This window comes from Pedobacter sp. AC379, assembly GCF_979258145.1.
Genome location: NZ_OZ409839.1, coordinates 3,333,986 through 3,355,239, shown reverse-complemented (window position 1 = coordinate 3,355,239; position 21,254 = coordinate 3,333,986). Strand labels below are relative to the sequence as shown.

Sequence of the window (21,254 nt, the reverse complement as noted above, 5' to 3'; positions counted from 1 at the left end):
CCGGGGTAAGACAATCTACTTCCTATGGATGTGGCCTCTGTATCTGCGTAATAGTCCCCGTGCAGTATTGGGCTTCTGTTTGTTTCGCAACATCACCCGGACTAAATCCGCCTCGTATACAGTTTCTGTTCGTAAGCCCCCATATTTGCCGCGGACTTCCTTCAGATTCGCAGTCACCCACGACACCCTTGTCTCGAGCTAACACTTCCTACTGCTAAGCGTGTTCGGGACTTGAACCCTATAGTCGATTGCCATGCCCGGCGCACAAAAGAAGAAACCTCTGTAAGTTTCTGACTTACAGAGGTTTTATTTTACTTTGGTGATCCCGCTGGGATTTGCACCTAGTGCAAAAATCAACGTTTAAATAGTATTTAATGCGGTTTTCGATTTTGACTCACCTAATCGCTCACCATTTTTTTAATACGTTTTAGCTGCAAATGCTATTGCTAAATATACGAAACAATAGTGAATGACACTATAGAAATCGATACGATTTCAAATTAGGCTATTTGGTCTGCTCATCTAACCTAGTTTTGCACATTCTTTAGTGGTTTGCTATTCAGATAGAATATCTGGAAAACATATTAATACCCCAAAGTTTCCATGGAAGTAAAATATTTTATAAATAAAGTGATAGCTCAATAAACATGAGAAAATGAAAAAGCTGGTAAAAGGCTCTAAAAATCTATTTACAACTAAAACCAATAGGGGTGGTAATACCCAGAAAGGCCATTGGAGAATAGTGCATGACCCTATTCTAACAGCAGTACTTAAAATATATTCTTAAAGAGAGAAAGGTTACTACCTCGTAATGAAGTAGTAACCTTAAAATACTGTTAATATCTAATGAACCTCCATATGCCGAACGGCATGGGCAGTGTGAGGGGACAGGTAATCACATAATGATTACCTTCGTACTCTTTTTTTATATTCTAATATATTAAATTATCGATCAATTCTTTAATGGAGGTGCATCTTCTAGTTTCACATTGGTTTTAGGATCAATCATAACTCCATTTCTGTATTTCATCTTTCCAAAAAAAGTACGACCCGACCAACGATAGTCCAGCCTATGATCTTTAATGTCGGAATATCTGTCTAAGTCCCTTGGATTTTCTTTTAAATTTTTCAGATTGGTTATCGATGATTCCTGGTAAAATGATAATATGTAAGAGTCATACCTAATTTGATTTTTATTGCCCAAATTCAAAGCAAAGCTGTCTATCTGTGTCTGAGTTTTTTTATTCTCTGAATAATTTTTTACTATAAAAATTGCAGAATAATATAGTTTGTTGTTTTTAAGTTCGCCGCTAATTTTTGAGCTTTCCAACAGGATAATTTTAATAGGTTGATGGGATGCGCATGAGTTGAAGGTGAAGATTATGCAAAACGTCCAAACTGTTTTAAATATAAATTTTGTCATAGCGTAATTTTAAGTGTTTTGCGTGATACTATTTTAGTATGAAAGGGCTTAAATCCCCTATTATGTTGAAGGACCCACCAAGATTGAAAGCCATGGTGATAAAAATCCTTACTTAATGCATCGTGTTTGTCTAATCCGAAATGATCCATGATCGTTACTTCAACAACAAGAATTATATTATTTCCTGATTTGGAATAACTTTCAAGTCTAACAGTTGTTTGTTCAGTGTCATTAATTAAAATCGTCAATCCATTACGCATATTATCTAATCCGCCAAAAATAGGTCTCCGTCTTCTTAAATCTATAGGAGTAATACTATTAAAATCGCCGTTTGTTCTCCTGAGTTCAGTCCTTAGTAATGCACCAAAATCTTTAAGAAATGAAGCAAACTCTACACTAACCTGAACCCTTTCGTTTAGGGTGGCGTTTGTAATTTCAGTCTGTGTCGTTGTATTGTTTTTAAAAGCATTAATGAAATCATATCCAACTTGCCTCAAGGGAGAACTAGATGGGCTTCCCCATTCGATCAAATCTTTCATTGAAAGCCAAAGCTCATCATTAGTACGACTTAAAATATTTTGCCCAATACCTGTAGCATCATGATTTGTTCCATAGGTTAAATCTTCAACGTTATTTCTATTATTGTTAAATCCAATAGTGGGGTATTGACCAGTTGTTGGATTTAGTGGGGCATCTTCTATTTCAATGCCATTATTGGGGTCTACAACTGCGACCAAACCGTATTTAATTCCAAACTCTTCAAAGGTGATATCGTTAGATGGATCTGCTAAATATTTAGCTGCCCATATTACAAACTGATTGGCTTCAACAGTATGCGCATGCTGATCTAACCAGATGGAAAGGGCTATTTGAATATCTAAATTAGTATATAAAAAATCTTGTAGAGCAGGATCGGTAATACCAAGCGTTCCAATAATATAATCATTTGGGTCCAGTTCAATAAATTCGCGTGTAGGATGGTATGGTGTATAACCACCGCCGCTGCTGCCGCCTAAATTCTCACCATTGGAATACCCTGCCGCGTAGGCTGAATATATCATAAGGCCGGCGCCTTGGTAACCGTTTGATTGAGCATTATTCCGGTCACCAGCTCCACTAGCAAAAACTGCATGCCAATCTACCTCAACTCGCCATCCGTCTAGCACCGTATTTCTATAATCACCTGATATACCCAATAAGCTACCCACCCAACCAGCGCCATCTGCCAGTAAGTCTGTAAACCAGTCCCAAAATCCACTAATCTGTTTATCCTTTAAACCACTAATTGATTGTAGTTTGTTAGCTTTCAGGTTGGTCACGATATTATTGCTTGGGCTATTTCCATACTTTAATAAATAACCAATTTTTAATATGTTTTTTTCAATTTCCTGCACAGCAACAGTATCCCCATTTAAATTCCATTCGTATAACTTTCCCGTCCAGATTCCTTCCTGACCAAAGTCTTCGCTTTCATTTTTGGGTACGAAATTTAATAGGTATGTTTTTAAGGGGGCATTATCATTTTCCTGAATGAAAAAGAGTTCAGGTGGGTGTGAGGTAAAATAGTTGGCGTTGACCCCCCACTTTAGGACGTGCCCCGCTGCTTCCTGGTGGCAGATTACTGGAAGCCAGCATATTTGGTTTTAAAGAAGAGTTGTTTTTTAATAGAGATAGCTTGTCCACATTTAAGGTGGGTACCCTTACCACATTTTTGCCATTTACAACCGCCTGCATGGCTTTGTTCCAGTTTAAAGAGAGGAGTTTAGCGGAAGGATTTGCTTTGATCCATTTAAGAATAGTTTCTTCTTTAATGTTTTGTACTGGTAGCCCATCTTTTTGAGGTAAAAGGTAACCGCGGTCTTTACTACAGCTAGAGACAAGAAGAATACAGGTTAGGATTAGGCAAGCCATCGCTTTGCCTTTGTTGAGCATTAATTTATTCATCGTTAATTTAAATTTATACAATTGAGAGGATGCTTCAGCAAACATACATTAACTGAATTATTACTTAAAATGGTGTGCCTGAAATTTACATCAAACCAGATAGATCGGCCGCTCGTGCCTAATGGGGATATTTTTTATTCCAAAAATTACATGAAAGCTAATAATTGGTTGTGGTGGATGAAAAAAAATGAGGTGTTCCTGATCTAGTTCCCTTACATTGGTACAGGAATGTTAAAATTTGAAATACACTTTCAGTCAGCTGTTTATGAGCATTTTATTATCAACAAAGAACGCATTGAAGAATTTTACTAGCGTCATTTGGCGTATTATCAGAAACCCATCCAGATAGACGTGAAGAGGTATTATTTAAAAACCTTTTGGAACTATTAGGATTTACCGTAAAAAAATCCTTTCTGTAGGGTATGTTTCTGGTATTTGATCCCAATCCTGCTTTATAAAATTTTGACAAGACCAATAAATAAAAAAACCTTCAAATACAAGGCATGAAGGTTTTCGTGATCCGCTGGGATTTGCACCTAGTGCTAAAATCAGCGTTTAAATAGTATAATTGCGGTTTTCGATTTTGACTCACCTAATCGCTCACCAATTTTTTTGATACGTTTTAGCTGCAATTGCTATAGTGTAAATATAATCATTCTCTTTTAAAATTGGAAGTAATTTAAGTTACTAATCACTGCGCGATTCGACTCCGGTACTTAGTACAATCGTTTGTACTACCGAAAGGAAGTACAAACGATTTTTTTGTAGTCACCTCTACAAATTTTACTTTAAATTCACTCGATTGATATCAGTTGAAAAAACCAATATAGTGACCCCACTTCGTCAAACCAAGAATCAATTGACAAGCAAGATTTTATAGCAAATTTATTTTCGGCGAGAGGGAGTATAGTTCATTATGTTTTATCCTGCTGTAATTAGATTGGTTTTTTCAGAAATGCTTAATAAAATAGCTATTTAAATGCTGAAAAAGTAGCGTTCTAGAAACCCCAATATTGGCAATGTGCGAAATTTAATAATGTGGAGAAAAATTGTCGCATTTAAATCTAAAAAAGAGCTAAATTGTATTATTGTTTAATTTAAATAAATAAAATTATGGGTATTAAACCAGGACCGAAAAGGATAGCTGAATCTACTGGGCAGCCTGACAAGCGCCAAAGAGATAACAAGGCAACTCCAGGCAACACGCCTACACTGAAACCTCATGATCATAAAAAAGGAAAATAATATAAACTTTTTAATTTATGATCTATTCCTTAAATTCTGCGAGGAGAAATGATTTAATCTTTGCAGTATTTTTTGCCTAAGTCCACCGAGTTTCCTATATCATTGTTGCTTATCTAATACACTCAACTCTTTGCGAAGGTGATATTTCTAATGAAAATAAAAGCCTAGACTCAAAATCACATTATATAATATACCTATAATCATAAGTTACTCTTTCACGCTTAGATAACAATTTTCCGCTACGTGCAATTTTATTTAAAGCTATTTTCAGTTGCGGGAAGTTGACTGTAAAGATCAAACGAATTCCAATTCATTTTCGTTAGACCAAATATCTCATTCGCAATCATGTTAATATTACTTGAACCAAGCTGTTTGATAACCATTAACGGTACTAGAATATATCTGCCACCTAAGTAATATTCATTAAACCCGAAAAAAGGCGGATACTGTTCAGCCCTGTTAAAGAAAAAAATTCAGAGGACCCAGTTCGGAAATATTAAGGTTTCGCCCATACTCATCCGCGTATTCAACCCCCAGAGAAAATGCATTCCACTAAGCACTTTTAAGCAAGGTTAGTATCCGAAAGCTCTTCATCCCTTTTGATCACCAGATTATATCTTTTCAATTTAAAATATTGATAATCGGCGTAATTTCTTTAGTCGTAAAAAAGTTTGCCCCAATATTCATCAAAGCAGTTATTTATACATGCAAAATCATAGCATTCAATAGCTGATTTAAGTACAGTTGGATTAGCACCGCAGATCATTTTAGAGGATTGCTTGATAATCAGCGCATTTATCATACACGTATCAGAAGAATCAAAAGAACGGATACGTTCAACATTTCGCAAATAAATTTTTGATTTTGATATAGGAATGATCGCGGGAACCCTATTCAAAGAGTAATGATCATAAGGTGGGAATAAAAATAAAAATGGCATATCTCCGATACAGATCTGATCAGTTTCAAAAGCAATAAGGTTTCCTGTAGTAATTTCTTGTGCTTCCATTTCGAGCGCATCACGTAATGCAGACTGGGTAAGGCTTAATCTGGTGAGTTGCTTAAAGCCGGGAATCGTTTTCAGATATTCTGTGTGCTCTTTGGAAAGCACTTTAGTTTTATCGAGCTTGACTGTAATTTTATAGTTTGAATATATATCTTCAAAAAGCTGATCAGAGTTAATATTTCGCCAAAAAAGATCGATGATCAGAATATTAATATGCGCCATCAGCTCAAGAAATATATCCGGGCTAATAAGTTTGGGATCAGCTCGGAGTAACTTTACTGCGGTGGGTAATAAATTGTCAATCGTTCCGTATGCATCTTCAAATAGTGATACAGGCCTCGAAAGCCCAAAGTCCGCACTGTTACGTCCAAGTTCGTAAAACACCCCACCTGGACTTTTCCGATGCTTTTGAATTGCACCCCGCTGCTTGTCATAAACATCCATCTGCCTATCAGCCGCTAAAAACCCTTCAGTAAAATACTGTGGAATGTAATGATGTTTTGAAGACGAAAGCCGTGCCGCTTCTTCTACATCATAATCGGCCTTAGTTTGCTTGCTATCTTCATCTTCGGTTATTGCACTTTTGAGCTTTGCCTGAAGTTTTAAATATGCTTTTAATGGATCGTATATAGTTGTCATTTCCCCTGAAGATAAAAGATTGTGTTTACAGCTAGTCGGTATATGTCGATCTTAGTACAAATCATTCCATTGCAAACAAGATACGTTTAGAGTTTCAAGTGTTTCAAATATTGAAACAGTATCGCTTTTTTAAAAACCGCAACAATCCATGCAGTCCTGTGATCAACGCAAAGCCGTTCAAAATGGCTTCAGCAATCAAGTTAAGGGAATCAATAAAATACATATTTAAACCTAATGATAAATTGTTATAAATCCTACTAAACAAAAAAGCCCTGCTCTTGGGCAGTTATTTGGCTGATTTATCAGAGTAAGGGGTTGGGGTGGTTTGAGGCTGAAATGTGGGTAAGTTGTTTTGTTATCTAAAAAGATTGTTGGCATCTTAGTGCTTATTCATTTATTTAACTGCATCTCATGGGATTGGAAGTCGTTCTGGCTGCTATAGCTAATTTTTTGCCTGCATCTTTAGCGGGATATTTTTTCGAAAAAGGATTAGACCATTTAATTGGTACCGGGCCAGAACTTCAGGATGAGTTACAAGAAGTCATTCAACAGACAATCACTGAATATGCGGAAGGGGATAACCGCAATTACGGTAGAAATCTTCCTTTCTATCATTCTGTAAAAATTGTGGGTGAATTTTTGAAATTCCGGGTGATGTCTCCGGAAGATTTTAAGTATCAGGACCTGATGCAGGCACTAAGTGCCGAACCCGAAGTTACTCCACCAACAGAACAGGAATTAAACAGTTTTTTCTCACTTTTCATTTCGAAAATCAATGCGTCTGAAGCTCTAAAGCAATTAGAAATCAAAGAAACCTATAGCCAGGAAATTTTTAATATCTCCCGGAAGATCAAAGAGCTCAGTTCCAGAATTGATAATCTAGCGTTAGCAAACACTGCTGATTTGCAGCTACAGTGGAAAGACCGCGTAGATGCATATGTGAAAACCCTGCAGGCATTTAAGCCAGCTACTGCGCTCAATCTGTTGGAAAGCCTGGAAAAGAGTTTGGCTTCAAGCTCGACTAAACCAACGATTCCATTTATGGCATTTTTAGCCCATCAGAAAGGCCAGTGTTTGGGATTGATAGGTAGGCGAAATGAAGCCTATCGCGAGAACCTGAGGGCTTTGAGTTTAGATAAAACCAACATAATGTACGGGCAATCAGCGGCGATCAGCCTTCATAGGATGAATGATGCGGCAGAATTGGATAAATTATTAAACGAGCTTGTCCTTTTAGACCAATACAATCCGGTTTATTGGGCTTTGGAAGTCCTTCACGACTTAAATGCGGGTACCAGCTTCGATTCGGCACTAGATAGAGTGCCGCTGTTTGTTAAAAAAGACTTCACTTTCCTGCGGGTATTATATAATGAATCTGATGCCACCGTTCATCAACAGATGCGTGAGCACGGGATGACGCCTGATTGCTTGCAATATGTGGAGCATCCGGTAACCATTGATGGCTATAACAAAGCAATTTTTTGGATCAATTCCACCCTAGAAGAAGTTTTTCAAACATACTTTCTTGATTATTATGTAAACAACCAGGAGCACCGAGAACAGATGAAAGCATTGAATGCCATGTTGGGGCAGTTCCTTTCAGCCGTACGTGGTTCTGAGATCAGTGACAACTTTGAAAAACTTGAATTTTTACATACCTACACCGCGTTCAGCCTTTCTAGCGCCCAAAGAGATGCCCTGCAATTAGAGGCTATCTATTTGCGTATGGTGAACAAAGATACATTGTTTGCCATACAGGCCGCAAACGCACTTCAGTTAACAGATCTGAAATCCAGAGCTGTAGCTTTGTTGGAAAGCGTTAACCAACTAACCAGTGAAGGCCTGCTGTTATTATTGTTCTGTTATCAAAAAATGGATGACATGGATGGTTACCGCACCGCTTCCAAAAGGTTTGTCCAGTCAATCACTGCTTTTGAAGACCGCTTTTTATTGATGTTTTTAAACCTGATAATTGAACTTAAATTATTGGGACAGCTCCAGTTTTTTACCCCGGAAGATTTTCTGTCAGGAAAAACCTTTGCAGATCCAGATCAGGAACAACTCATCAGGGCAGTTGTTTCATTGCTTTTTGAGGGAGCAAACCAGCAGCAATTAGACTACGTTGCTGAATTTGCGAATGAAACAGAGGACACCAGGCTAGTGGACATTTTAGGTTCTGCCTTTTTTGCAGCGGAGCAATACCAGCATGCCTTGGAAATTTTGGGCAAGAATTTGGAAGGAAAACAGGACGGTAGGGAACTTTATCAATATATACATGCCCAAAACAAAACCGGGAATGATTATAAAGAACTTTTAAACCTACTGGAAAACTGGAGAAACACCTCGACCTTTAACCCACAGTTTTTGCGGCTGGAAGCACAGCTCAGACAGGAACTGGTCGATTGGCCTGCTGTAGTTGAAATTTGCGAAAAGTATCTGGAACAACTGGCAGACGATTCTGCCATGTTTGCCCTTTACGTTCAGGCCTTGCACAAGCTCAATACACCTGAAGCAATAGAAAAGATTAAAGGGATTCCCGAACTGGCAAAAAGTGTAGATTTTCATAGGCCAGTACACGTGGTACCTATCAGCCAGATTCTTTCACTCCACGGCATGAACAAGCAGGCATTTGAACTGATCTATCCATTTGCGGCCGATCCTAAAGCAATAGATGTGCGGACTGCCTATACCGGATTGGTTTTCCGAGAAATAGATCTTATTGATGTACTGGCCGAGTACGAAGTGGTTGAGCCCGGACATTACGTTAGTTACATGCGTGATGGGAAAGTATCTTACGTAGAAATGGATGAGCGGGCACAGATCCACGTTGTATACAAGCAGTTCATCGGAAAAGCCAAAGGTGACAAGGTGATTATTCCAAGGAGGATGTCCAACTTGAGTGATGAATACACCATTAGACGGATCATGAATAAATACCTCTCGCTTTTCGACGAAATTTTAAACCAGGCAAAGGATGATCCACACTCAGGCCTTCCATTCGAAACAATCGATATTGATCCTGAACATCCAGGGGGAATATTGGGGATGTTTGAGAAAATGTTTGGCAAAAGGCACCGGGTGGAGGAAAAAACCAAAGACGCAGATTTTAACGCTTATTATGCAGGAACGATGTCTTTTTCGGAACTGGTATCCGCGCAATATGGACAGAAATATATTCAGGGATATTATGGTTTGATAAGATACCGGAACGGTATCAATACGATCCGGCGGATATTTTTTGCCCAACATATTCTAAACGAAAACTCACAAATCGTTTTAGACTTTACGACCCTGGCTCTGTTTTATCAAATGTGGTTATTTCATGGGCATGAGTTTAGGCACAAGTTTATCGTTTCAAAGTACCTTGTGGAACTTTTCAATAACGAACTCAGTGATCTGCAATACCGGACAGACCCTTTTAGCAACACGATGGCAGATCTGGGAAAGGTTGCTATCGATGATTCCCATTTTGATTTTATAAAGGATCAAAAAACATATCTAAGCAGACTTTTGGAATGGATCGGAAACAATTGTGATGTAAAATTATCGGATAATACCATCGACATGATTAAAAAAGCAGGCATAAAAATGGGAGAAAATGCAGTTATCGACGCAGCAATGAGTACTTTGTTGCTGGTAACCGATGATGCTAACCGCATATTGGTAAGTGATGATACTTTTTCGCTTAAAATGCAATTACTGCCTTTAGAGAAAGTGATGAGCACAGAGCATTACCTAAAAATAACGACAGCCCTAGATAATCCAGTTTTCGATGAATTGGTAAGCAACCGCTATATTAAATATTCGCCTACTGCTAAACAACTGGACGAAGAATATCTAAAGAAAATATCTGGACAGTATTCCAATTACGACTTGCTAATTGAAAACCTTTCCTTGGTAAATGATAGGGTCAATATCGATAACGCAATACTGCATTTAAAAGACATCGCATTAAAGCCACTGCTCAGCAGGGAGCAGTTACTAAAAGATCTAACTACTGCTTTAATTTCGATTCTAAAATGCTGTACGCAAGCTGTAATCGAACTTTTTGGCAGGAAAATAATCTTGGAGTTTAGATTGTTAGGAACCCGTCAGGATGACATTCTCTTTGCCTTCAGCGATGCTAAGATAATCATCAGTGAGCTCCAGGAGAGTGCAAAGGAATAACACCAATGAAAAATGATTTTTTGTAGACTGATACAAAGATATGCAGTTTTTAATGCTAAATTTATAACTCATTCTTTGAAATCAAGATATTCAAGATAGCCCTAACTGGGTTAGGAGTGGCAACCTGCAGTGTTTTGTGGCCAATCGCTCTACTGGTATTAACTTTAATAATAATTCAGTATTTATTAATAAGACTTAGAAAGGGGAACACGATTATGGAGACAAGTAATTTGAAAACAAAAGCAACAATGGGATTACAAGCAATAGCGGAAACCGGGTGGGCGATTGGGACATCCATTGCAGGGACCCAGGTCCTTTAATTCATTTTTGGCTCTTTAAGAGTTTTGGCCATGTTCTTTGCTTTTCCTTGTCCGATGTGGAAAAAACCAATCAAGTTGACCCATTTCGCCAAAATAATAACCAATTGACAAGTATGGGTTTATAGCAGATTTATTTCTGATGGGACAGGATCAATCATTCCGGTTTATCCATTTAGGCATCGACCAAAAGTTTTTAAAAGTCGGTTCGATAGTACTCTGGTTGACTTATTTTAAATCTTCCTTGGGAAGTCCTAATCGAGATAAAATCTTTAAATCTTCAATAAATCAGTTCGTTAACACTCCGGTTGAGGGTACTTGGCCCTAGTTAGATCTAATTTTAGATTTAACTAGGGCCTTTTTATTTTGTAACTTGTTGTTTATTTGGTAGATAAGGTGGAATGCAAGATTCATCGAAGCGGTTCGATCTATCTCACCGTCAAAAACGAACTTTTTTGGAAAGATCGAACCAATGATAAATTGCTTACCTCCATATCCGCGTTTTTGTATAGTCCAGCGATATTTTTTAAGTTTTCTATCGCTTTATCTACGATCCCGAATACGTCGAGGTCGTATGCTATTTTTTCATTAAGGTCTTTCAGCTTCGCTTCTAAATTTCCAATTTGTTAATTTGTTAGATTTGATAATCCTGAAAAATCAGGTTTTCGTTGAATAGATTATTTCCTGGTTTATGGTATTAAGTTTCTCTATTAGGGTGTGCTCGGTGATATTATTACCAAATATTACAGATTTGTATTCTACACCCTTAGGGTTATATTGTTTAAATATAAGCCAGAGTACTGCCCGATTTTTCAGAAGACCGTGAATAGATTCTGAATTGATATTTTCTTTTCTGATAGGAATCGCCCTGCTCTTTTCATGGCTACTGAAAAGTTCCTCTATACCAATCACGATCAACAACTTGTAAGGTGATTCGCGATGCTGATCCAACTTTTTTGATATTTTCTCGAGTAGCCGCTTATTTGCTTCTTCAATTTCTTCCCGGATTTGCACATCTGTTTCGATGTGATAATGATTGTTTCCGAATTGCCAGGTCATCGCAAAACTCACATGGGCATTAAATCCTTCCAGAATAGAAGGGTATCTTTTGTAGTTATCTGAATATGTTGATTCGAGTTCAGACTCGAATTTAGGAGTAACCTTTTTTGCCGGGACGCTGATGATACCTTGCCCCACTCTGAAACTTTTGATCAACTTCCCCACTTTCGATTCAAACTCTGCCTTGTTTAATTTAATAGCGGTCGCGTCTCTGCTATGAAATGCAAAATAACCACTTAGCATCTCATGAGGCTGCACCCGATATTTATCTCCGATTTTCCTCAGGATTAGGATTACATTTTGACCAAGATCGACTAGGGCTTCTTTATACCCATCATAATACTTGGTTACTTCGACATTGTAAAAGACATCTTTTACTTTGATCACCATATCTATTTCCTTATTATGCCCGGATGTTGATACATAATGGCGTCCTATCTCCGGAAGTAGCCCCACAGTTGATAGCAGGTAATTTACATAGAGCTCGAAAAGTTTTTCTTGTAGTTCTTTGAAGTTGATTTCACCTTTGTTATTCTTTAGCCTATAGCTCTCTGATCCGTCGAGAGTTTTAAAATACCTGATCAGCTCGGCAATTTCGTTCGCCACGCAGATCGAATTCAACTGTTTATTCCCAAGAATGTGCAGTAGCCAGTTATTCGGGTCAATTTTACCATTGACATCGAAATTTTTGGTGTCGAAAAAATTAGTCAGTTCAGAAAAAATCTGATCCAGGCCGATAAAGTATTTATTGTTATGGTAGCCTTTCTCGAACTTCAATAACCGCATGTGATCATACCACTGCTCAATGTAGTTTTCCTTTTCCATCAGATCCTGGCATTTTGGTTCCTTTTATGTAGTAGCGTTTTAGCTCTTGTACAAACTCCTGCCGCCGGCGAAATTATCACATTCCAGAGCGTTAAATCCATTTAACAAAATTAAATAATTTCTAAAATTGGCGATAAGGTATGTTCTGCAATAGCTTTTAACCATTTTTCTCTGGCAGCTTCGAATGCCTTTTTATTGCCCTGATCTTTTAACCGCTCCATCTCGGCTGGCCCGTCGATAGCGAACTGATGTGTTTTTTTTAGATGATTATGCATTTTAACTTCATCCTTTGCAAAGGCGTAAATCGCCAGGTTGATGATATGCCCGTTATATCCGCTATATTTAAGTAGCAATTTTAAGATTAGGTTATGCAGCTTTAAAGAGATCTCATTCAGCTCAAAAACAAATTTAGCATCTAAAGGAGAGTTACCATGCAGATAAGTATTACGCTCGTTAATTGTTTTAATTTCCTCTTTGGTCAGCGTTATGCCATACAGATCAAACGTTTTAACCAGTTTATCACGGTTAGTCGGCGTATTCAGGTTAACGAGTTTTGCTTCGAGGATTTTCATCCCTTCTGAGCTGATATCTGCGCTAAAGCCAGCCAAGACTGTTTTCAGCTCATCGCTAAGTTTTTTAAATATCTTCTTATCTGGTACCGGGTTCAGTTTATCTTCATTGATTTTACTCAAAAGGCCAGTTATCGTTTCCAAAGCGACCGAATACATGGCTCCTTGCTGAACGGGATTTGGGTTATTCATTGCACTGATGACCAACTCAACGGTTCGCAGGATCTCATCTTCTTTCACCAGTTTAAGGCATAAATTTTCAAATATTTCAACAGGCATCGTACCTCTATAGGAACTGCCTTGAGGTAGCCCTGCTTCAATCTCTTTGCCATGCTGGTCGTAGATGACCATATCTACTATTCTTCTTGAAGAAATCACAGTTGCATCTTCAAAAACGTACCAGAGGCCATCTATGCTTTTAAAATCCTGATCAACGGAAGTTAAGTAGTAAGCTTCATCATCATAGTATTTACCAGATAGAACAGCTAAGCTTTTTCTGATTGCGTTTGAATGTATCCTAAATAGTTCATGATCCTGGATTTGCATGCTGTCAATTACCAAGCAGGAATTTTTTAGTTCGTAAATGTGGTACCGATAGCCTTCAATTTGCATATCTATGTAGGAGATTCCCATACGAAATCTAGGACCCATTGTCGACTCATGAGAATTAAATGCCTCCTTATCGCAGACCAACTGGGCTGAAGATCGAACAATCGCCGCAGGACTAATAAAGTCGGTATCATCTACGGAGACCATTATCCGCTGAAAGCTGTTGTTATAATCGGAAACGGTCAATTTCTTTAAGTTGCCGAAATTCCCTTTGAGTACCTGTGGCTGGTAAGGGTAGCGAGTGGTAAAATTATTTGCGGAATTTTCAGCTACCTCGATTGTTGCTGACCGATTTTTTAAAAGCAGTTGTCTATGCAGACCATAAGACTCTTTGAACCTTACGCCACCAACCTCAGGTATGGCATCCATGACAATGTTAAAGGAAAAGCCTTTCCCTTCGGCATGTTTGATATAGGCAGTGTAGCTGCTCGATTTAACTTCTCCTGCCCTTGAAAAATAAGTTAGGGTAACCTCAAATTTACTACCTGCATTAAAATCATTTATTGCCGCTAGTGAAGGGAGGGTATACTTCAAGATAGCCCCATCTAATAGCTTTCCAGCTGCTATGGGCTTTGCAAGGATTGCAGCTGTGCCGTCATCTTTTTTTAAATGTTTTAACACCTGTTTCTTCCAATTGCGAAGGATTGCTTTCGCATTTGCCGGAAACAACCACAGCGGCAAAAAAGATAGCTGATGTGCAATAGTTCTTTTTCTAACGCATTCTGATGGATGGTTGCTACTACCGTCACTGTTTTTTTTTGACCATACTGGCGTATGCAAGTGAACTTTTGAGCGCATCACGGCAAAAATCATTGTTGGAGCGAAGAAAGGCCCAACCCATTTGTTATCATCATTTAAGTAAAAGTATTTCCCCACTGTTTTGTCGTTTAGTTTAATATTAATCACAAAGGTACTTTAATTCAGTCTAAGGGGGCTGTGATTCTCGATATGGCTAAGTAGCTATTTAGCTACCAGTGGCTGTACTTAACTGCGTGCCGGAGGGTCTACAAAACCAAAATTACGAACTATCATTATATATTCATCGCTGCTATAAAAACTCCAAAAACGGTCTATTAAATTTCTTTTTAGGTTCAGATGGAAATATTCTTCGTTTTTAATATGAAATCCAGCTAGAAATTGATTAAGAACGGATACTGACATAAACATCGGCAACTCCATTTTGTCAAATTTTTGGATGAGTGGTTTGCATTTTTCTTCGCTTAAATAGAGGCTGTCATTGTGGAGGCAGATCTTCAAATTAAACCTACGCGATATCAGCTCTTTTACAAGGTACTGGTCTTCCATTTCAAGTTTTTTTGATCTGATCAATTCGTCAGCACGATTTAGTTGCATTATGGCTTTATTTAAGGCTGCGGTAGATTTATTTGATTTTGTACTGATCACATATTTCGATTCAAAAAGAATGTAAGTGTCCTCTAGCAGCAAAATGAAATCTGTAAATTCAGTACCATTCGCATTTTTTGGGCCGATAAACAGTTCCTTTCCTATCTCGAAATAGGTTCCCAAAATGTGCTTAACAGAAAGCTCCTGGTTGTACCCGTGTTTGCCATTTTCAGAATAGTCACTGAAGTTATAGCCTCTTAAAGATATCTTATCTGCATTAAAGCCTTCAGTGAGGTTAAAGTTAACGTTCAATTTTTCCTGTTTGGAATGGTCATGATTTGCAATGGGTATAGAGAACCCTTTATACAATTCCTGGGTAGTTAATCCTGGACTCGGTTTTAGGAAAAGTAGAGTCGTTGAATCGTTATAATACGCGGCTATCCATTGTTCCCATTTCAGCAGGTCAAATTCCAGAGGTACCACCGCAAAATAGATAGGGATTCGCAATTCATTGTATAGACCTATCCTAATTTGCTGTTTGCCTATCAGGTTTATTGCATCTGGCGAAAAGTCAACATGAACATGATCTTTAGAAGCGTCCTCGACTCCATCAATCCAGGAAGGATATTTTTTATTGTCATAAATTACCAGAGAAAGACAACTAACCGTAAGCCTTGGATTATTAATCAACAATTCCATTGCGCAACCCTTAATTATGCTGTCCAGTATAGCCGCATCAAATTTCATTAACAATACCGGCATAGCTTCATCGTCAAACTCTAAAATAAATCCTTGTGGCGCTTCTTCCAAATGGCGGGATGCTTTATCCCCTGGGAAATAGAATTCTGGCATGAGCTAATTAATTTTACCCATAAATTTACATCTTTTTATCATGTATATTGTGATGCTATAAGAAGGAACTCTACCTGATGATTGGGTATTTCGAGTATATGGCGGATTTTAAATTGACTTTGCACATGATTGTTTACTTATATATTTTCATATGATATTTGATAATAAGGAAAGGCATGATAACAGGCCGATGCGTTATACGGAGGATAGTTTTAGTTTCTATGATCGCTGTGCCTGGCCTGCGATTGAGAACGTGCGTTGTTTGATTAACCGCTGGGCCGAGGCATACCCTGAGACTGAACAAACGGATTTGCTAACTAGGTTACAAACTGATTTTGACTCAACTTTCTTTGAGTTGTTTACTTATAGCTTTTTCTCAGGGCTTGGGTTTGAGTTGTCTTCACATCCAAAACTGGCACACACTTCCAAGAAATGTGATTTTGAGGTACGTGGTACAGGACAGTTATTTTATTTGGAATGTATCAGTACAAGTGGACTTTCTGACGCCGAAAAAGCGAGGAAGAATACAGAGAATTATTTTTATGATTTTTTCAATGAACTGGATCTGCCGGGATTTTATATTAGAATCGCAGAACTGGAATTCAAAGACGCCAGCTATCCGGCATTTAAAAAAATCCGGAATTATTTAAGTACCCAAATTAATGCCATTGATCCTGACTCGATTGAATTTCCTGCAATAAGAGAGTTCAGTGACCTGCCGGCAATTGTGCATGATGATCCTAAGTTTTTGCTCAAAATTGAGTTACTGCCTAAGGACAAAATCGCCAGGGGCAAGAGTGGCCGTGCGATTGGTGTTTTTACTACCAAATTTCATGTTGGCGGCTTTGGACATGTGATTTCGGATGCTATAAAAAGAAAAGCCACACGGTATGGCGAATTGGCACATCCGTATATGGTAGCCATCGATGTTAAAACGGAACTTCCAATTGATGAGTATGATATTGAAGATGCGCTGTTTGGCGAGATAGGACAACACCGAATTCCACTAATCTTAAAGGGGGAGGCTGAGATTCCCTTAACTGTTGAAGCTTCTTTTTTTGCCTTAGGATATCCAATTCACACACGGGTCAGTGCGATTATGGTGACTAATGTAAACCCGACAAATCTCGCTCACGCAAAGTATTGGATCTATTATCATCCCCTCGCAGCAAGGGAATTGGCGTTGGACAAGCAAAATTTAAATGGCTACCGTATTAGTAAGGATGGTATTGTCGTTATCAAAGGTCGTGAAATTAAAGATATACTCTCGATCCCAGATGATTGGCCGGGTGAAAAAAAACTGCCGCCGAGATAGAAGTTAAAAACAGAAAAGTATATTTTTAATTACCCTTTTAGGAGTACTGTATTGCTGAGGATGCTTCCGGCGTAATAATGATGTAATTTGAGTTTAATTAATATGTTCATCCAGCAGCCTTTCCAGGTTTCGCTTTTGATTGTCTATGATTTCATCATAGGTCATAAGGTAGATATCAGAAAAACTATGGTCGTTCAACTTTTGGTAAAGCAAATCCTGATTTGCGTAGAGGTTGTCCCGTCGTCCAACGACTAATGTTACCTTCGGAAATTTAGGATGAAAATTCAATACCTTTTCAATACTAGACTTGTTGTTGTCATCTTTAAAAAAATTCTTATAATTTTTCACCTGCTCTAGGCATTTGAGAAATTTAGAAGTAAATGTTGGATGGAAATTTGTTTTCTGCATGAAGTCCTGGATAGGTAGTTTCAAGTCCATGATCTCCCAGTTTTTACTCAGTTCTCGGTGAAGTTCCGGCTCCATAATAAAATCCGGTTTATAGGACCTATTGCTATTGGGGATATCTATTTTAGGCTGTGACCAGTAGTTGGCGAAGTTGTTTTGAAAGAGAAATTTTGGGTTCCGGTTAAAAAAATCCTGAAGCCGATCTTCCCATCGGGTTGCATCTAATTCTTTCCGACTAAAGTTCAGGTAATCGTTAACCAGGCAATCCAGTTCGTCTATGGAGCTTTCCAATTCGAAAAAATCTTTTTTGAGCCATAGATATGGAAGCCCCTGTTGCTTGATCAGGAATCCATTTGATAGTATCTTGGTATCTGATGATTTGACACGTACGGCGTATCCCATATCTATTTTATCAAACCGGTAATCTAAACCAAGACCTAGTATTTCGAAGTCCTTATAAATTTCTTTTCTCCAGTTCATCACAGTATCTTTTGCAGTCTGAAGAAAGTTTCCGTCCCGTTTTTTCTCGTCCAGATCTGAAATTCGTTCCACGTCGAGCTCATAACCGTCCTGGTCAGCTGCATTGGCACCAGCGACGACCATCATGGGCAGAGCAGATAATTTAAAATTGTTCTGTGAATAGGTTCGGCCATCTTCACGGAAATAGACCAACAAATCATTTGTTTGCCAGTCACGAATTTCCTGGGCGATAATTAATAGATCTACATGCATTTGGGCTGGAATCACAGCATTGTTGAAAAAGTCAATGCATTCCTGCCCGAGGTCAAATATTTGCAGATCATTTTTACTGGATATCGGTTCCAGGATATCGCGGTACTTTTCTGCGTCCGCTTGCTGAAAGCCGGTTAGAATGATATTCATTGTTCGCGTTTTGACGAATATACCATTTAGTGCAAAATTTTTGTACAGTATTCTTTTTCTTGGACTTACATCACGTATTTTTCTGGTATAGGTGAGATTTTTAAATCTACTTGGTTACCACCGTTGCCTTTGATGATTAGTTTCTCTAAGTTTTTCAAAGCGTTCAGGTCATCTTCTAATGGGTGGGGCAGGAATACTACATATTTAAAGTCATGGCCGTTCAGATGGAAATCCAGGTTTACGTAAAGTGCGTGATATGCAGTTGGGGTGGATACCATTCCTATTGGCTGGGTGTCAACCGGTGAATGCTCGGCAAGGAAAGGTATAGGGAATTCTTCTGTCATTTCTTCCTAACGAAGAAATTCCACTAATACGCCGTAGGTGTTTTTACGATAACCTTTGTCTGAAAATAGCAGGTGATAACCGATTTTACCAAATGCACTCAGATAGGCGCATTTTAAAAGTGTGCGTTATCAATCTGTTTTTTAACCTGCCAGATCACATTGAAACTTGTGCCGTCCCATAATTCAAACAATTTTCGATTTTCCAGAGCCTTGATATTATTTTTGGATGTGACGAACTGAAATCTTGGCTTTCCATCTAAGTCAATGGACAGTTCTGAGGTAATCCCATGGAACTGAAGTTCCGTAGAGGAAATTTTAGCTGGGACTGTTCCCTGATGGTATTCAAAGATCAGGCCTTTAAAAATAAAAATCGCTATGGAAAACATATTAAGACTTTTTTATTGGAAAAATTGCTCTGCTCTTTGCAAAATACATCTAAACCCGATACTTTAATAGTGTCAAATAAATTGGTAAGTTGCCAAATATAAAGCTAACGACACAATAATGACGCTCTTAGAAAAATTGTTTGATAGGGACTTTTTAGACAAAGCCTGGTATTTACTCAACAGAGATAACATTGATTCCTATGGCTTTTCCAGGCAAACCATTTCGGATTTTGAAGGAAATCTTGAACAAAATCTAACTAAGATTAGTCAGGAGTTGAAAAGTGGAAGCTATAAATTTTCAAAACTGAGAGCGGCGGTTATACCGAAGCCGAATGGGACGTATAGACCATTACAAATTTCTGAAATCAGGGATCGGGTTGTTCTTAAAGGAATGGCTGTTATTGTTGAAGAGGAGTTCGCGGAATTACTTGCTAAAAACAAACCGGTCAGTTTTGCCTATCAGAAAGGGCGAGGTGTTAAAGAGGCGGTATTACAAATGAAAGCCTTATTTCACAAGAATAAAGCAAGCTACGTACTTAAGGTCGATATTGTCAATTTTTTTGAGGAGGTTAATAAGGAAGTTCTAATTATAGAGAAATTGCTACCTAACCTAAAAGATAATTCAATTGACAGTTTGCTTAATTCTGCACTTGACCAAAAATTAGGTGGCGTTAAATGGCTCAAAAAAGAACTTTGGGATTTATTTAAAAATGCTGGAAAAGGTATACCACAGGGCAATCCTCTTTCTCCATTACTTTCAAATATATATCTATCAGAATTTGATGAGTTTTGTCAAAATAATGGATTTCACCTGGTTAGATATGCTGATGACATGGTCTTAGTGTGTCAATCCGAAAAGGAGGCTAATGAAACTTTTGAGCTTATCAATGAGTTTCTTGTCAAAAAATACGCATTGAAAATTCATCCGTTAGGAATTAATGGAGACAAAACACAAATCATTGCTCCCGCAGTAGGTAACGAACTGAATTTTCTGGGTGTAGATTTCGATGGCGTAAATCTGCGGCCGGATCAGAAATGTTTAGGAGGGCTACTTGGATCAATAAAATCGATTATTAAGCTAAATGATAATCACCAATCAGCTAAAGAAGAGATAACAATACTGTTGAACAGGTGGATTTCCGTATCTTCATATGCTGACATTGACATTTACTTCGATAAAATTGATAGGTTTATTGTTAAGTACTTTCTGAAAAAATATAACAAGCATTATCCTAAGAGCGCTCAATGTAAAAGGATGGCATTCTTGGTTAGAAATCGCCAGAAAGCGAAGGATAAAAATAGCATTTGGAACAACTTGGAATTCAAATTCCTTTTACCTGTGGTGAAGTGGATTAAAAAATGGAAAGCACCGAAGGTAGCATAATTATTTGCCAAGATAATTGTCTTATTTTACAACTCTTAAGCCTAGCCTTCATCCATCAAGAGTTAGTCTTTCCCGTTCCGTTGCCAGCAATGATTCCCGTTACGTTCACGATGTTTGCATGGCCATCCTTGGGCTTTGAGTCATTGAAAAAGCCTCCAATAAAAAGGTGGTTTCTGGTAATCTTCAGTTTTTTCTCTGCAGGAAAATAGTGGAATAGGTATTGCCCTCCGAAATTCAAGTTTTGCGTCGAAATTCCCTGAAAATCCTTAAAGTAGAGATAGAGTAGCTCCATTATTATTTTTAGCATTTATTTAAGGGAGGTCAAGATAGTAAAATAGGTTTTCTGTTTCAAACCTCCTAAGTCTAAATTTGGCACCTTGCCAATCTTTATTATGGTTCGGCATCATTTATAGCATGTCCGTTTCAAAAATCTTTCTTTATCACGACCACCACCTTGCATTTCTGCACCATAAAATTAACGCATTTGATCTTGCAACTACCTAATCCTATTTTTAACCCTCTCTGACAAGATAGTCCAT

General features: G+C 38.1%; 12 protein-coding genes. 3 read left to right on the top strand and 9 right to left on the bottom strand.

Features of this window, described 5'->3' with window-relative positions; all coding sequences use genetic code 11:
- Positions 1-952: 952 nt before the first annotated feature.
- The 4 genes from ACZZZW_RS14800 to ACZZZW_RS14785 all read right to left on the bottom strand — a co-directional run bounded on the left by ACZZZW_RS14800 (position 953) and on the right by ACZZZW_RS14785 (position 6,257).
- The gene (locus ACZZZW_RS14800) at positions 953-1,330 is read right to left on the bottom strand and encodes a hypothetical protein (protein ID WP_463494471.1); all 378 of its coding nucleotides are present in this window, start codon (positions 1,328-1,330) and stop codon (positions 953-955) included.
- A gap of 89 nt (positions 1,331-1,419) precedes the next feature.
- On the bottom strand, positions 1,420-2,817 hold the full coding sequence (locus ACZZZW_RS14795; RefSeq protein ID WP_463494469.1) for a DUF3289 family protein: 1,398 nt from the start codon (positions 2,815-2,817) through the stop codon (positions 1,420-1,422).
- A gap of 148 nt (positions 2,818-2,965) precedes the next feature.
- Positions 2,966-3,367 (bottom strand): hypothetical protein, encoded by a 402-nt coding sequence (locus ACZZZW_RS14790; RefSeq protein WP_463494467.1) that lies wholly within the window; start codon positions 3,365-3,367, stop codon positions 2,966-2,968.
- Between the two features lie 1,900 nt (positions 3,368-5,267).
- Positions 5,268-6,257 (bottom strand): DUF4238 domain-containing protein, encoded by a 990-nt coding sequence (locus tag ACZZZW_RS14785; protein WP_463494465.1) that lies wholly within the window; start codon positions 6,255-6,257, stop codon positions 5,268-5,270.
- 411 nt (positions 6,258-6,668) lie between these two features.
- On the opposite strand from ACZZZW_RS14785, the gene ACZZZW_RS14780 reads away from it, so the two are divergent.
- Positions 6,669-10,424: a hypothetical protein gene (locus tag ACZZZW_RS14780; RefSeq protein WP_463494463.1), complete on the top strand. Its 3,756-nt coding sequence runs from the start codon at positions 6,669-6,671 to the stop codon at positions 10,422-10,424.
- Between the two features lie 974 nt (positions 10,425-11,398).
- Here the strand turns inward: ACZZZW_RS14780 and ACZZZW_RS14775 are convergent.
- The 3 genes from ACZZZW_RS14775 to ACZZZW_RS14765 all read right to left on the bottom strand — a co-directional run bounded on the left by ACZZZW_RS14775 (position 11,399) and on the right by ACZZZW_RS14765 (position 15,999).
- Entirely contained in the window at positions 11,399-12,625 is a 1,227-nt protein-coding gene (locus ACZZZW_RS14775) for a hypothetical protein (protein ID WP_463494462.1), read from the bottom strand.
- Between the two features lie 110 nt (positions 12,626-12,735).
- On the bottom strand, positions 12,736-14,709 hold the full coding sequence (locus ACZZZW_RS14770) for a hypothetical protein (protein ID WP_463494460.1): 1,974 nt from the start codon (positions 14,707-14,709) through the stop codon (positions 12,736-12,738).
- Positions 14,710-14,787: 78 nt separating this feature from the next.
- Positions 14,788-15,999, bottom strand: a complete 1,212-nt coding sequence (locus ACZZZW_RS14765; protein ID WP_463494458.1) for a hypothetical protein — start codon at positions 15,997-15,999, stop codon at positions 14,788-14,790.
- 151 nt (positions 16,000-16,150) lie between these two features.
- Between ACZZZW_RS14765 and ACZZZW_RS14760 the strand changes: the two genes are divergently transcribed.
- Complete coding sequence (locus ACZZZW_RS14760; protein WP_463494457.1) at positions 16,151-17,314, top strand: hypothetical protein; 1,164 nt, start codon at positions 16,151-16,153, stop codon at positions 17,312-17,314.
- 93 nt (positions 17,315-17,407) lie between these two features.
- Here the strand turns inward: ACZZZW_RS14760 and ACZZZW_RS14755 are convergent, their stop codons facing one another.
- Positions 17,408-18,601 carry a Shedu anti-phage system protein SduA domain-containing protein gene (locus tag ACZZZW_RS14755; RefSeq protein ID WP_463494455.1) on the bottom strand — a complete coding sequence of 398 codons (1,194 nt, stop codon included), beginning with the start codon at positions 18,599-18,601 and terminating at the stop codon, positions 17,408-17,410.
- 65 nt (positions 18,602-18,666) lie between these two features.
- Positions 18,667-18,945: a hypothetical protein gene (locus ACZZZW_RS14750; protein ID WP_463494453.1), complete on the bottom strand. Its 279-nt coding sequence runs from the start codon at positions 18,943-18,945 to the stop codon at positions 18,667-18,669.
- A gap of 504 nt (positions 18,946-19,449) precedes the next feature.
- Between ACZZZW_RS14750 and ACZZZW_RS14745 the strand changes: the two genes are divergently transcribed.
- Complete coding sequence (locus ACZZZW_RS14745; protein ID WP_463494451.1) at positions 19,450-20,715, top strand: reverse transcriptase domain-containing protein; 1,266 nt, start codon at positions 19,450-19,452, stop codon at positions 20,713-20,715.
- Positions 20,716-21,254 lie beyond the last annotated feature (539 nt).

Bases quoted from the DNA above. Each gene is read 5' to 3' on its own strand.
- ACZZZW_RS14750 (WP_463494453.1), bottom strand. From the start codon at position 18,945: ATGACAGAAGAATTCCCTATACCTTTCCTTGCCGAGCATTCACCGGTT.
- ACZZZW_RS14790 (WP_463494467.1), bottom strand. From the start codon at position 3,367: ATGAATAAATTAATGCTCAACAAAGGCAAAGCGATGGCTTGCCTAATC.
- ACZZZW_RS14775 (WP_463494462.1), bottom strand. From the start codon at position 12,625: ATGGAAAAGGAAAACTACATTGAGCAGTGGTATGATCACATGCGGTTA.
- ACZZZW_RS14755 (WP_463494455.1), bottom strand. From the start codon at position 18,601: ATGAATATCATTCTAACCGGCTTTCAGCAAGCGGACGCAGAAAAGTAC.
- ACZZZW_RS14785 (WP_463494465.1), bottom strand. From the start codon at position 6,257: ATGACAACTATATACGATCCATTAAAAGCATATTTAAAACTTCAGGCA.
- ACZZZW_RS14745 (WP_463494451.1), top strand. From the start codon at position 19,450: ATGACGCTCTTAGAAAAATTGTTTGATAGGGACTTTTTAGACAAAGCC.
- ACZZZW_RS14765 (WP_463494458.1), bottom strand. From the start codon at position 15,999: ATGCCAGAATTCTATTTCCCAGGGGATAAAGCATCCCGCCATTTGGAA.
- ACZZZW_RS14780 (WP_463494463.1), top strand. From the start codon at position 6,669: ATGGGATTGGAAGTCGTTCTGGCTGCTATAGCTAATTTTTTGCCTGCA.
- ACZZZW_RS14760 (WP_463494457.1), top strand. From the start codon at position 16,151: ATGATATTTGATAATAAGGAAAGGCATGATAACAGGCCGATGCGTTAT.